The sequence below is a fragment of the Halobacillus sp. AWM4_238 genome (assembly GCF_056158265.1).
Window position 1 is genome coordinate 3,820,903 of the sequence record NZ_JBSWSY010000002.1, and the last position, 12,757, is coordinate 3,833,659.

Consider the following 12,757-nt stretch of genomic DNA (forward strand, 5'->3'; position numbering starts at 1 on the left):
TCCCTCCGCCCCTTTGCCATGGGAGACTCTCGAAATCACTTCTGGGAAAATCAGCTTTGATGATTGAGAAAAGTGGATCATATAACCACTCCACAGCGGTCATACAGAATCTATAATCTTGATACAGAGCGCTTTATGCCTGCCTTAAGAGGGGAAATGGGAGACACTTCCTTTAGGTATAGGGGTTCGTTTCTCCTTACTATGAAAGGGATGGTTGGGAAGCTGCGAGACTCCCGCAGGAAAGCGAGTTGCTTCCCAACCACCCCTGGCGCCCAACACGGCAAACGAACCCCGGGAACATCTCGAAGCTGAGTCTTCCGCTAAAGGGAGCTTTGGTTGAATAAGGGTGATGGGATAGGGAAGTGTGATAGAATACGGAGTAGACTGAATGTGGAGGTTCCAAAATGAATGGACAAAAAAGAAGTGACATTAAAATAGGGGCAGAAGTAGACATCGTCCTGAAAAAAGACCAACGAACAGGTGCGCTGACAAGCGGGAAAGTGAAGGATATTCTGACGAAGTCCCCAAATCATCCCCACGGAATAAAAGTACGACTGGAAGACGGTCAAGTTGGTCGAGTGAAAAACATACATTCTTAACCCTCAGTTTTTAAGTAACGTCAAGGAGCCCATGTGCAAAACATGGGCTCTTCTGTATAAAAATTTATTTAAATGGACTCATCTGCTTTTCAAAAATTCTATAAGGCATTTCAATCGTGAAAAAAGCACCATCTTCATCTTCTGTAACCGCGAGGATGGTGTAATCTGTACCGAAAATTTGCTCCATGGCATAGTCTCCGTTGTCGAAAGGCTCATGATCAATGGAAAAACCGGTCTCGAGCAATGTGTGGTGATCTTTTCCGGTGAACTTACTGTTTTCATTGAGTTCGACCAAAGGCCGGATAAGCGTGTCCCCTTCAGGTTCTTTCAGAAGATCGTAGTTGATCTGTAAGTTGACTAAATGCTGAGCTTCACCGAGCATTTCTAATACGAAAGTTTTGAATTCAGACACGTCCATAAGAAAGCGGACATCTTCAGGTTCCATCCGTTCTAGGTAACGAGACATTGAGTAAGCCTCCTTCTATATATCTAAGGCTTATATTACCATGAAATATCCTCTTTAAACCTATGTAAATTGGAAAAGCGAGAAGGACTGCAGTCCTTCTCGCTTTGTATACTTTCGGAAAATATCAAGTTTTACCTACTTGTGCTTATCACAAGTATTGTGGAACTTTGTCCATGTTAATGCCGCGGTTAAAAATTCTACATGGTAGTTTTTGGCAACTTAAACGACGCAATCCCTACCTCTATTGCATCCTTACAGCTCCGAAGCTGATCCAGTGTGATTAAGTTGTATCAAAACGTAGCAGAATGCCAGTCTCATACAAATCACTCTTTTCTTTTCCGAGTTACCTTCTCAAGAAGGCACTATCAAAACATTATAAACTCTACATCCGTAGATGTCAATAGTGTACGTTTTGTTATACTACCGTTCATTTGTAAGTTTCACAATCGACCGACCGCGAGTTTTTCCTTGTAGAATATTTTCGAGGGTTTCAGGAACTTCGTTTAGAGTATGGACAACTTTAATCCGGTCGAAGACCTCCTTGATTTTTAAGTCATTAGCCATCCGATGCCACACTTTTTTCCTTTGGTTCATTGGGCAATTAACGGAATCAATACCAATAAGACTAATACCCCGTAAGATAAAAGGGTAAACCTGTGTGGGAATCTTCGTTCCTCCTGTTAATCCGCTTATAGCTGCACCGCCTCCGTACATCAATTGACTAAGAAGGGCGGCGAGTTGTTCTCCTCCTACAGAATCGACAGCCCCAGCCCAACGTCCGCTTGCTATGGCTTGGAGTTTTCCGTCATAAACCTCTTCTCGAGAGATGACCTTAGAAGCGCCCAGATCTTTTAAGTATTCTTCGTGTTCGGGGCTACCCGTGCTGGCGTGTACGGTATAGCCTCTCTTGGCAAGCATGGCAACCTCAATACTGCCGACACCCCCGGAAGCTCCGGTTACAAGTACAGGGCCCTGTTCAGGTGTCAGTCCGTTTTCTTCTAATCGATGAAGTGACAGGGCGGCGGTAAAACCAGCGGTACCATAAATCATCGCTTCTTCTGTCGTTAAACCTTCTGGAAGAGGGACGACCCATTCGGCAGGGATGCTTGCGTATTCACTATATCCACCATGATGGTTGACGCCGATTTCATAACTGGTAGCGATGACGGCATCGCCCTTTTTAAACGATTCTACAGATGAACGCACCACTTCTCCGGCCAAATCAATGCCTGGTATGATTGGATAATCTTTGACGAGCGGGTTTTCCGGCTGGGAAACCATCGCATCTTTGTAGTTGATGCTGGAATAGTGGACTTTAATTAATACATCTTCAGAAGGCAAGTCCGAATAGGAAAGTTTTTGTATTGAACCTTCTACTCCTTCTTCTGTTTGATCGATTTTATATGCTTTGAATCTTGTCAATGTTTCACCTCATTTTATGATTAAGGACGAAGGTCCTCATCGTAATCTTCTTCCGTAATGGAGTCTTGTTTGGATTTTCTTCCTTTTTCCTGTTCTTGTTCTTCCTTTTTTACTTCCTGATCAGGAATGCCATCTATCAAGCGTTCTTTTTTTAGTTTTTCTTGGAAGCTTTGATCACTTTCAGTTACTTTGTTTCGTTTTTGATCAGCCATTGCTTTCACCTCCAGAAAATGGGTATCTCGAATATAATTCCTTTTTATATCAGGAGTTAAACGTTGGATCCTTCGTAAGAAACATGAAAAAAAGCCGGCCATATTAGGGCGGCTTTTATTTATCGGTGAATTTGCTTTTAATGGATTGAAACAGCGGGGTACGCATCAAATAATCAAACGTCGTGCTGATGACCAGTCCGTGTATGATGACTCCGAGAATAGTGAAAGCAACGATAATGATATGTCCCGCGGTCGTTTCTGGTTCAAATCCAGATCTCCCAAAAAAGGTGAGGGAAAGGATGGCGCTAATCCAAGCGTCTCCATAACTGTCCAATTCATTTTCAAGCAAATTTAAAGGAATAATCAAAAGGAACACAAGAATGAAGGTGGCGCCTGTGACCGTGAGGAGATGCTGTTTTTTAAGGAAGCGGATGAAGGGCATCGTATAATACTTTGTAATAGACTTCAGCCTCAACAGATGAAGGATTCTTGCAAATCTTGCAAACTGAAAAATAGCATCAAGTGGAATAGCGGCGATTACGATGAAAGGGTGTTTTTTAATGAAACCCCATTTGCTCTCGGCCCTATATAAACGATAAAGGAAGTCAAGGAAGAAGATGGACCATGTCGTCCACACGATGACGCTATTGTAGCCGGTTTGCTGCCAAATCGTTGCGACGGACAGGGCGGCTAGGGCGACCATGAATAACTCATAGAATGTTTTACTGGAATTTCTGCTTTGTAGTCCCATCGTCTTGCCTCTCTTCCTGATTTTGTCGAATCTCCACTAGTATATCATTCTATCAAGAGGAGAACATTACTCTTGGTGGATGTAATTGGCTCCGGCTTCGGTAATCTGAGTGCCTGCCCGCCCGCGTTTGATTGTAACGAATCCTCGTTCTTTTAACTTTTCCAGCACTCTGCGAATCTGTTGTTCTGATAAAGGATTGGAATCTTCTCTAGAGAGTTGTTCATAGATTTTTTTACGACTTGCATTGATCATCGATTCATTCAATGACAACACGATCGATAAAACTTTTTTATTCACTTGATCATCCACAAGGCTGGTTGTTCCCTGCTTCGTGTTTTTTTTCGGTTTCTGGAAAAAATCTTCACCGGGAAGATCATTGGTCGTAATTATGTCTCCTTCTGAAACCGTGAGAAGATAAGATATTGTATTTTTTAATTCACGAATGTTTCCGAACCAGTCGTAGCTCATCAAAGCTCCAATCAGACCTTTGCCCAACCCTTTATTAGGCGTGTGGTTTTCCAGTAAAAATTGCTCCACAAGGGAGGGGATGTCTGTTTTTCGTTCTCTTAGTGGAGGGACAGCCACGTAAAGAACTTTTAGCCTGTGGTAAAGGTCTTCTCTAAATTTTCCTTGATCGATCAGCTCGAGCAGATCCTTGTTCGTAGCAGCAATGATTCGTACGTTGATGGGGATGGTCTTGGAGCCTCCGATCTTGCGAATTTCCATCTCTTGGATCACACGCAACAGACGCGCTTGCAGCTTCAAACTGATATCTCCAATTTCATCAAGGAAAATGGTTCCGCCATCCGCTTGCTCAAAGAGTCCTTTCTTTCCTCCTTTTTTTGCACCTGTAAAAGCTCCTTCTTCATAACCGAACAGTTCACTTTCCAGTAAGTCTTCGGGGAGGGCGCTGAAATTCACAGCGAGAAATGGTTCATAGAGGCGGTCGGATTCATGGTGGATCGCATGGGCGAACAGTTCCTTACCTGTGCCGCTTTCCCCGTGAATTAAAACGGGAAGGGGAGTTTTCGCAAGCTTGAATCCGATGGTTTTCGCTTTTTGAATCGCTGGGCTGCTTCCGATGATATCTTCGAATGTGTACTTCGCAATATAGCCCGTTTTCAACAATTGCTTTCGGGCTGCTTTTTCCATGGTGATGGTTTCATCTGAGTTTTTGAAAATGAAAATCACATTGTCGCTTTCCTCCCACTGGACCCGGTAGATCATAAGATTGTAGCCATTTAAAGAAAAGTACATGCCTTCATCCTGAGGGGTCGTTATAAATTCTAGTAGCTTTGGGTCCTTGAACAATTGATGAACGGACTTTCCCATGGCGTGCTTGTGTGTGAGCCCACTGTATTTTTCGATGAATGGGTTGAACACCGTTACTTTTTGGTCAGAGTCAATCGCCATCACGCCATCGTTCACTCCGTCGACCACCTGTTGAAGGTGCTGGTTCAAAAGCTCGGTTTGCTTGTTCATTTCTGATAGTTTCTTGCTTAACTCAATAATTTTTCCTGTGTAACGGTTCGATATCATTCCGCCAAGCTCTTCTTTTAAATGGAAGTGATCGAGAATTTCAATCAATGTAGTAATATCGATCAGGCGGACGCCGATATCGATGATTTTCTCTACTGTCGTGGGAGCAAGTATCCCTTCACCAGGAGTAATGGCGGTCGATAGGTCATAGGTATTCCTTTGTCCTGGATAATAAGCAGTGAAGGAGAGGTGGTCCATCCCCATCTTTTTTAAAGTATCGATCGTCTCTTCCGCCATTTCGGACGTGTCGTTGACACACAGGACGGAGGTTCCTTCTTCTAGTTCTAACAAGCGCTCGATGTGTTGGTAATTGATTGTACGAATGGCTGTTTTACGTGGTGATCCCGGGGCAATATAGGGAGCGGCTTCTTTTTCAACTAAATAGGAAGAAAATATGATTAAATCATCGCTGACTTGATCAGGGACATATTCGTCAACGGCATAGCTTTTAATATGAATGAACTCACCTAAAATGTCTTCCAGCTGTTCGTGAAGTGTCGCTTTTGTTTCTTTCGTTCCTGTTATCAAGGTTAATTGGTATTTCATCTTACCACCCTTTTGGCTCTTATTGGTTAATATTATAACACCCAATTAAAACCTATAATAGGTAGATACCCTTTTTTGAGCGGGAATTTTCAGAAAATGTTTTTGGCATGAAACTTGCAAGTAGTATAGGAGAAGGATCATTAAGGGGGAAAACAAATGGACAAAAAGCGGAAAAAGAAGTTTGAGATGCCTCATACGTATGTCATTATCTTTTTCGTTGTCCTATTCGCAGCTCTGTTAACTTATTTAATACCTGCTGGGACATTTGAAACCAAAGAAGTGACGTATGACAATTCAGGCTCAGAAGAAACAAGGACCGTTCTGGTTCCGGATAGCTTTTCAGTGGCTGAAGAAAATGCTCAGCAAGGGACAAGTTTATTTGAACCATTCGGAGGAGCTGGTTTATTAAATTATGTATTTGAAGGTTTAGTTTCAGGAGATAAGTGGGGGTCTGCAGTCGGAGTCGTCGCTTTTATCTTGATTATCGGAGGTGCCTTTGGGATTATCATGAAAACGAGGGCTGTCGAAGAAGGCATTCTTTCCGTCATCGATCGAACGAAGGGGAAAGAAGTGATGATCATTCCAATCATGTTCTTCCTATTTTCCCTGGGCGGAGCTGTCTTCGGAATGGGAGAAGAAGCCATCGCTTTCGCTATGATTCTTGTGCCTCTTGTGGTGGCGCTTGGTTATGATGCCATTACAGGAATCATGATTACTTATGTAGCCACACAAATTGGGTTTGCGACGTCCTGGATGAATCCATTTGGTGTAGCGATTGCCCAAGGGGTTTCAGACGTACCTGTCCTATCAGGAACACCGTTCCGGTTTACCATGTGGATTGTTTTTACAGCTATTGGTACTTTTTATACGTGGAAATATGCCAGTTCTGTAAAGAAAGATCCGACCCGATCACTAGCTTATGAATCCGATCAATATTTCAGGGATGACTTTGAGCAAAAAGACTTGAAGGTCAATTTCAAATTGGGACACGTGCTTGTTATTTTGACCGTTGTCCTGGGGATAGCGTGGATCATTTGGGGAGTGATTCAACATGCCTATTATATACCGGAAATTGCGAGTCAGTTCTTTACGATAGGTCTTGTTGCGGGAATCATCGGCGTCATCTTTAAATTGAATAATATGAGAGTCAATGATATTGCAGAAGGATTTGCTCAAGGGGCGAAGGATTTGTTGCCGGCTGCATTGGTCGTAGGGATGGCTAAAGGGATCATCATCATATTAGGGGGAGACGATCCAGCATCAGCTTCTGTCCTGAATACCGTTCTTCATTCAGCGGGGCAGCTGTTCGAGGGCGTTCCTGAGGTCATCTCAGCCTGGTTGATGTTCTTATTTCAATCGGTCTTCAACTTTTTTGTTGTATCAGGATCAGGTCAGGCTGCTCTGACGATGCCATTGATGGCCCCGCTAGCTGATATTGCGGGGGTAACGAGACAGGTAGCCGTACTTGCTTTCCAACTGGGAGACGGTTTGACGAACATCATCGTACCTACATCTGCAGCCCTTATGGGTACACTAGGAGCGGCAAGACTGGATTGGTCCAACTGGTTTCGTTTTATCTTTAAATTCCAGTTGATCCTCTTCGGACTCGCATCTGTTTTTATCATCGTTGCTGTTATCATCAATTTTAATTAATGCAAGAACACAGGAGGTATGAGATTTGATCACTCTAATAAAACAGGCAACCGTATATGCTCCTGAGTTTTTAGGAGAAAAAGATGTACTGATTGCCGATGGACGAATTGCAGATATCCAAGATCATATAGACTTGACCGGTGAACAAGTGAACGTCATTGAGGCTAAAGGGGAGATTTTAGCCCCCGGGTTTATCGATGGTCATGTTCATATTACCGGAGGGGGCGGAGAAGGCAGTTTCCGGTCCCGCACACCAGAATTGATGCTCACTGATGCGACTTTAAGCGGAGTGACGACCCTTGTAGGTGTGATTGGTACAGACGGCACGACCCGGACCATGACAAACCTTGTCGCTAAAGCCCGCGCCTTGAGAGAAGAAGGGATCACTTGCTATTGTCACACCGGTTCCTATCAGGTCCCTGTGAAAACATTGACAGGTAACATAGAAGACGACATTCTATTGATTGATTTGATTATCGGGGCGGGAGAAATCGCGATATCAGACCACCGATCTTCCCAGCCTACGGTCGAAGAAATGGCTAAAATCGCTTCTGAATCCCGAATTGGCGGGATGCTTTCAGGGAAAAAAGGGATTGTGAACGTGCACGTCGGAGATAGTCCAGATAAATTAGAACTTATAGAGAGAGTCATTGAGACGACTGATCTACCCATAACACAGTTTTATCCGACGCACATCAACCGAAACCCTGACCTTTTTGAGGCGGGTATTCAATTCGCTAAAAAGGGAGGATACGTTGATTTTACAACGAGTACGATACCGAAATTTTTAGAGGACGGAGAAGTGAAAAGCAGTGAAGCCCTAAAACGGATGCTTGATCAGGGAGTGCCGGTCGAACAAATCACCTTTACTTCCGACGCACAGGGGAGCCTCCCGGATTTTGATGAATTAGGTAATTTGATTGGCTTGAAAGTAGGCAGGGTCGCCTCCTTGTACGAGGCTTTTCGAGATGCAGTCTTGGAACATAAGGTGAGCCTGGAAGATGCGTTGAAGGTTATCACCCTCAACCCGGCTTCTATTCTAGGGCTCTATACGAAAGGCAAGTTAGAAAAAGGCAAAGATGCAGACCTCGTCATGATGGATCCAGAGTCATTGGAACTTTCACGTGTCATCGCATTAGGCAAGGAAATGGCTAGAAATGGTGAACCTTTAGTTAAAGGAACATTTGAATAAGCCGAAAAGTAACCACCCTGGGGTAGACCGGGGTGGTTACTTTTGCTTATGACTAGGTTGATATGGATAGATCGGAAATGCTTTGATGGCCTGGTTTGTGAACGTACCTGTGTTTGGTAGCAGTAAGTAGATGGATATCATTGAACTCTCTCCAAATTGGATGTTTTTGTAAATATACTATAGGAAACTATGAAAAGAAAGTTATTCGTTTCTCTAACGAGTTCTGTGTGGTATTCTCAAATTAATTACTAATAGAATGGAAGGGAAGTATAAGTGCGGATTCTAACTAACCTCAAGGGCTTTTTCTATTTTGCCGGCATCGTTGCTCTGGTGTTTCTCTTTTTGGTCCCACAAGTAGAAAAGGAACTTCCTCAAGGTGTGTTCTATAAAAAAGATGTTCCCATGCCCACCAACCTTCACCCGACAGTAGAAAAGCGAAAAGAACAACTGGTTGAAAAAGTAGAGAGAGCAGGAATAAACATTGTCATTACGGAAGGGCATCGTTCTGTTCAACGACAGGATCAGTTATATGAACAAGGCCGTTCATCCGATGGGCAAATTGTTACGTATGCAAGAGGTGGAGAGTCTTATCATAATTATGGCCTTGCCATCGATTTTGCCTTAGAAAACCAAGATGGGCAGATCATTTGGGATACAGAATACGATGGGAATGGTAACGGTCGATCGGATTGGTTGGAAATTGTAGACGTTGCTAAGGATCTTGGATTTGAGTGGGGAGGCGACTGGAAGAATTTCAAAGATTACCCCCACTTGCAGATGGATTTCGGATTATCCATAAGGGAGTTAGAAAGAGGGAAGCGTCCTAAAGTTGATGAATATGCGGATAAAGAGTAGATAAAAAAGGTGCCCTCCATGGGGCACCTTTTTCATTGTTGGTATTCTTCGTAGGGCTTGATCATCGCATGAATGGTTTCGATATAAGGCATGCTTACATTGACTTCACTTCCTAAGCGTAAAGCTCCTCCATGAAGGTGCTCTACTTCCAGAGGAAGCCCTTTTCGTCTGTCTTGATGCATGGACGAGGTCATTTCGTGATCGAATCCGCGTAAGCGCTCGAATGCCTGATTCACTTGTTCATCCGTTAGACTGATGTGATGCGCGTTCGCAAGCTCCTTCATTTCTTTAAGCATACGCTCGGCAATACGGAAGGTTTGAGGGTAACTCCGCACAACACCAATGGGTTGATTGACAGATGTCGTAATTCCAGAAAAAGCAGTGATGAACATGTATTTCTTCCACATGTCTTCTAAAATATTCATGCTCAACGTTCCGTTTAAATTCGCCTGGTTGCAGGCAAGAGCAAGTTCTTCACAGATGGCTTGCTGGGAAGTATGGAGCGGACCAAATACAAGGTCATGAAACGGACTCGTGTGAACAACATGACCTTCTTCATCAAGGGTTGCAATGATGTAGGAAAGTCCACCAATGACAGCTTCCTCTCCCAATTCTTTCTGTAAAATACTGATGTGTTCCATACCGTTTAAAACGGGATACACTTTAGCCCCTTTGTTTACTAGAGCTTTAAGCCAGTCCAGAGTCCCGTGAAGGTGGTAGCCTTTGACGGCCAGAAAAACAAGGTCTGGGTTTTCAATTTCCTCTGGATTTCTAGCGATTACTGGATCGGGAACTTCGTAATCGCCCATTTCGCTATGTAGTTTCAATCCGTTTTTTTCGATCTGTCCGGCTCTTCCTTCACGGACAAGATTAATGACATCATGTCCAGCTTCCTGCCAGCGTGCTCCAAAATAGGCTCCTAAAGCTCCTGCTCCTAAGACTACGATTTTCATATTTCCGACACCTCCGAAGAAATTATGCTTCTAGTTCTTTGCTACGTTCTGTTGTGAAGCTTGATGTAATAATTCTGGTTGTATCTACAACATCTTTAATATGGTCATCCAAGTATTGGATCATATCATCAAAACCTGCTGTTCTCATAATTTCATAGTAATGATCTTCACTGTTGAAAATGGATTGGCCGAGAATGAGTTCTTCATCTTCCTCAACATCAACCACGTTCAAAAATCCCATGGACCCTTGGCTGCCAGTCAGCTTATTTGAGAAATAGATGTTATGGTCTAAAACTCCATGTGACATTAAAAGTTGACCGGATTTTGTGGTCAATTCCATGAATTGATCCAATTTTTGTTTGTTCACTCGAAAAAGACAAATGACCGTAAACATCTTGATTCCCCCTGCAATGATATAATCCCTCAGGATTTATTATCTAGCCTTGTAGATCGTCCGGCATCAATGAGAAGAACAATGGCTGTCACTGTGTGCATGACCCAGCCGACAAAAGGGATGGCTCCTATGGCGCTTGTGATCATACCAAGAATACTCCCTGCGTAAGATCGTTTATCTTTAGCTGATAGGACGAGTGTAATCAAATGGAATACAAACATGAATAAAAGTGGCAGCCAGCCGTTACTGAATATGAAGGCTCCCCCTGCAATCGGAATAGCTAAAAATGCTTCACTCCCACCTGTTAACCACTTGAGTAATGTAGAAAGTTTCATTGGAATCTGCTCCTTATTGTGTAAACTTTTGCGTGTGGATTGCCGAGTGGTTCTTTCGTACGCTACTCACATCTTTCCACTCTGGGGGTTGTTTCGAAACATTTTATCAAAACCTTGAATCATTCTTTACTTCTACCTGCGTTATTTCGACACAAATGGTGGTATTCCCTCTCTTATAAGAGAAATTTCTTCATGAAGCTTTTCTTCATTAGGAATGAAAGAGGTGGCTGAATCAACAAAACCCTCGGGAATCCCGAGGGTTTTGTCATCTTTTTATTTTTAGACAAGGTAGGGGGGACTTTCTAACGCCTAGTCCCTCGAGACATAAGTCGATGGCCTCCGTGAGGGAAAATCCCCTCACTGCGCCCCTCGCCTTATGCTTGTCGGGTCTCCCAAGGCGTTTCCGCATATCGGATTGTCCGGTTCCACCACCCAGACTCTCGAGACATAAGTCAATCGCCTCCGTGGAGGAAGAACACTCCACTGCGCCGCTTGTCTTATGCTTGTCGAGTCTCCCAGGGTGGTTCCACACTTTAGTCTGTCCAGCTCCAACACCTAGCCCCTCGAGACATAAGTCGATGGCCTCCGTGAGGAAAGGTCACCTCACTGCGCCCCTCGTCTTATGCTTGTCGGGGCTCCCGAGGCGTTTCCGCATATCGGATTGTCCGGTTCCACCACCCAGACTCTCGAGACATAAGTCAATCGCCTCCGTGGAGGAAGAACACTCCACTGCGCCGCTTGTCTTATGCTTGTCGAGTCTCCCAGGGTGGTTCCACACTTCAAATTTACTTACTTGCTTTTTGCAGTTTCTGTATCATCTTCAAGCTGCGGCCGGTTCCGATGGCTACGGATTCGAGTGGGCTTGGGGCCATGTGTACGGGTACGGAAATTTCGTTGGCTAGCCAATCCTGCATGCCGTTTAGCAAGGATCCGCCTCCTGTAAGAATGACACCATGATCTACGATATCGCCACTTAGTTCTGGTGGGCAATCTTCAAGGGTTGCGCGAATGGTTTCCAAGAGCTGTTCAAGGGACTCTTTCAATGCTCCTTGAATTTCCGTGGATTTTAGTTCAATGGTTTTAGGAAGACCTGTGACCATGTCACGCCCTCTGACTTCCATCGTTTCTTCCGGGTGGTCGATGAGTGCGTAGCCGATTTCCATTTTGATTTGCTCAGCTGTGCGCTCTCCGATTAATACGTTGTAGGCTTTCCGGACGTGCTGGATGATCTCCTCATCCATGACATCTCCACCTGTACGGATAGATTTGCAGGATACGACACCACCGAAGGAGATGATGGCCACTTCACTTGTTCCTCCGCCGATATCTACAACTACGTTTGCAATCGGTTCATCAACGGGTAGATCAGCCCCGATTGCAGCGGCAATAGGCTCTTCAATCAAGTGTACGTTTTTAGCTCCGTAGCTTTTAACCGCATTGTGAATGGCGCGGCGTTCTACAGAAGTCGAACCCGAAGGTGTGCAAATGACGACGGTCGGTTTACGCATGGATATACCGGATTTTTTGGACACTTTTTTCAGAAGCTCTTTTAACATTTGTGCGGTCATATCATAATCAGCGATGACACCATCTCTCAGCGGGCGGACAGGGATGATGTTTCTCGGTGTTTTTCCGACCATTTCTTTTGCTTCTTTTCCGACAGCTACGACATTTTTTGTTTCTGTATTGTAAGCAACAACTGACGGTTCGTTGAGTAAGATTCCTTTTGATTTTGAATAAATCAATATATTAGCAGTACCAAGATCGATACCGATTTCTGCGTTTGATAACATGTAGACGTACCTCCAAAGGTAAAAATATTCTATATATAGGTCTTCTC

Annotated in this window: 13 protein-coding genes; 4 read left to right on the top strand and 9 right to left on the bottom strand. The window is 44.0% G+C overall.

The features are described from left to right. Positions 1–404 precede the first annotated feature (404 nt). On the top strand, positions 405–599 hold the full coding sequence (locus ACXACN_RS18990; protein WP_089651673.1) for a YwbE family protein: 195 nt from the start codon (positions 405–407) through the stop codon (positions 597–599). A 64-nt stretch (positions 600–663) separates the two neighbouring features. Here the strand turns inward: ACXACN_RS18990 and ACXACN_RS18995 are convergent, their stop codons facing one another. The 5 genes from ACXACN_RS18995 to ACXACN_RS19015 form a co-directional block, all read right to left on the bottom strand. Further along, positions 664–1,065, bottom strand: coding sequence for a hypothetical protein (locus tag ACXACN_RS18995; RefSeq protein WP_474966579.1), 402 nt, complete (start codon positions 1,063–1,065; stop codon positions 664–666). A 420-nt stretch (positions 1,066–1,485) separates the two neighbouring features. Next, a complete protein-coding gene (locus ACXACN_RS19000) occupies positions 1,486–2,487 on the bottom strand; it encodes an acrylyl-CoA reductase family protein (RefSeq protein WP_474966580.1) in 1,002 nt (333 codons plus the stop codon). Positions 2,488–2,507: 20 nt separating this feature from the next. After that, the gene (locus ACXACN_RS19005; protein ID WP_474966581.1) at positions 2,508–2,699 is read right to left on the bottom strand and encodes a hypothetical protein; all 192 of its coding nucleotides are present in this window, start codon (positions 2,697–2,699) and stop codon (positions 2,508–2,510) included. A gap of 115 nt (positions 2,700–2,814) precedes the next feature. Then, entirely contained in the window at positions 2,815–3,450 is a 636-nt protein-coding gene (locus tag ACXACN_RS19010; protein WP_474966583.1) for a hypothetical protein, read from the bottom strand. A gap of 66 nt (positions 3,451–3,516) precedes the next feature. Further along, positions 3,517–5,535 (bottom strand): sigma 54-interacting transcriptional regulator, encoded by a 2,019-nt coding sequence (locus ACXACN_RS19015; RefSeq protein ID WP_474966584.1) that lies wholly within the window; start codon positions 5,533–5,535, stop codon positions 3,517–3,519. A 156-nt stretch (positions 5,536–5,691) separates the two neighbouring features. Between ACXACN_RS19015 and yfcC the strand changes: the two genes are divergently transcribed. The 3 genes from yfcC to ACXACN_RS19030 all read left to right on the top strand — a co-directional run bounded on the left by yfcC (position 5,692) and on the right by ACXACN_RS19030 (position 9,235). Then, positions 5,692–7,188, top strand: coding sequence for a putative basic amino acid antiporter YfcC (yfcC, locus tag ACXACN_RS19020; RefSeq protein WP_474966585.1), 1,497 nt, complete (start codon positions 5,692–5,694; stop codon positions 7,186–7,188). A gap of 25 nt (positions 7,189–7,213) precedes the next feature. Further along, positions 7,214–8,380 (top strand): beta-aspartyl-peptidase, encoded by a 1,167-nt coding sequence (gene iadA / locus ACXACN_RS19025; protein WP_474966587.1) that lies wholly within the window; start codon positions 7,214–7,216, stop codon positions 8,378–8,380. A gap of 342 nt (positions 8,381–8,722) precedes the next feature. Then, positions 8,723–9,235 carry a M15 family metallopeptidase gene (locus tag ACXACN_RS19030; RefSeq protein ID WP_474966588.1) on the top strand — a complete coding sequence of 171 codons (513 nt, stop codon included), beginning with the start codon at positions 8,723–8,725 and terminating at the stop codon, positions 9,233–9,235. A gap of 32 nt (positions 9,236–9,267) precedes the next feature. On the opposite strand, the gene ACXACN_RS19035 is transcribed toward ACXACN_RS19030, so the two are convergent. The 4 genes from ACXACN_RS19035 to mreBH all read right to left on the bottom strand — a co-directional run bounded on the left by ACXACN_RS19035 (position 9,268) and on the right by mreBH (position 12,710). Beyond that, positions 9,268–10,188, bottom strand: a complete 921-nt coding sequence (locus tag ACXACN_RS19035; RefSeq protein WP_474966590.1) for a ketopantoate reductase family protein — start codon at positions 10,186–10,188, stop codon at positions 9,268–9,270. A gap of 22 nt (positions 10,189–10,210) precedes the next feature. Beyond that, positions 10,211–10,582: a DUF1428 family protein gene (locus tag ACXACN_RS19040; protein WP_474966591.1), complete on the bottom strand. Its 372-nt coding sequence runs from the start codon at positions 10,580–10,582 to the stop codon at positions 10,211–10,213. Positions 10,583–10,611: 29 nt separating this feature from the next. Further along, positions 10,612–10,917, bottom strand: coding sequence for a hypothetical protein (locus tag ACXACN_RS19045; protein ID WP_474966592.1), 306 nt, complete (start codon positions 10,915–10,917; stop codon positions 10,612–10,614). 785 nt (positions 10,918–11,702) lie between these two features. Next, positions 11,703–12,710: a rod-share determining protein MreBH gene (gene mreBH / locus ACXACN_RS19050; RefSeq protein WP_474966594.1), complete on the bottom strand. Its 1,008-nt coding sequence runs from the start codon at positions 12,708–12,710 to the stop codon at positions 11,703–11,705. Between the last annotated feature and the right edge of the window lie 47 nt (positions 12,711–12,757).

Excerpts from the sequence above, each read along its gene's own strand:
- ACXACN_RS18990 (WP_089651673.1), top strand. The coding sequence starts at position 405 with ATGAATGGACAAAAAAGAAGTGACATTAAAATAGGGGCAGAAGTAGAC.
- ACXACN_RS18995 (WP_474966579.1), bottom strand. The coding sequence starts at position 1,065 with ATGTCTCGTTACCTAGAACGGATGGAACCTGAAGATGTCCGCTTTCTT.
- ACXACN_RS19005 (WP_474966581.1), bottom strand. The coding sequence starts at position 2,699 with ATGGCTGATCAAAAACGAAACAAAGTAACTGAAAGTGATCAAAGCTTC.
- ACXACN_RS19010 (WP_474966583.1), bottom strand. The coding sequence starts at position 3,450 with ATGGGACTACAAAGCAGAAATTCCAGTAAAACATTCTATGAGTTATTC.
- ACXACN_RS19015 (WP_474966584.1), bottom strand. The coding sequence starts at position 5,535 with ATGAAATACCAATTAACCTTGATAACAGGAACGAAAGAAACAAAAGCG.
- yfcC (WP_474966585.1), top strand. The coding sequence starts at position 5,692 with ATGGACAAAAAGCGGAAAAAGAAGTTTGAGATGCCTCATACGTATGTC.
- ACXACN_RS19035 (WP_474966590.1), bottom strand. The coding sequence starts at position 10,188 with ATGAAAATCGTAGTCTTAGGAGCAGGAGCTTTAGGAGCCTATTTTGGA.
- ACXACN_RS19040 (WP_474966591.1), bottom strand. The coding sequence starts at position 10,582 with ATGTTTACGGTCATTTGTCTTTTTCGAGTGAACAAACAAAAATTGGAT.
- ACXACN_RS19045 (WP_474966592.1), bottom strand. The coding sequence starts at position 10,917 with ATGAAACTTTCTACATTACTCAAGTGGTTAACAGGTGGGAGTGAAGCA.
- mreBH (WP_474966594.1), bottom strand. The coding sequence starts at position 12,710 with ATGTTATCAAACGCAGAAATCGGTATCGATCTTGGTACTGCTAATATA.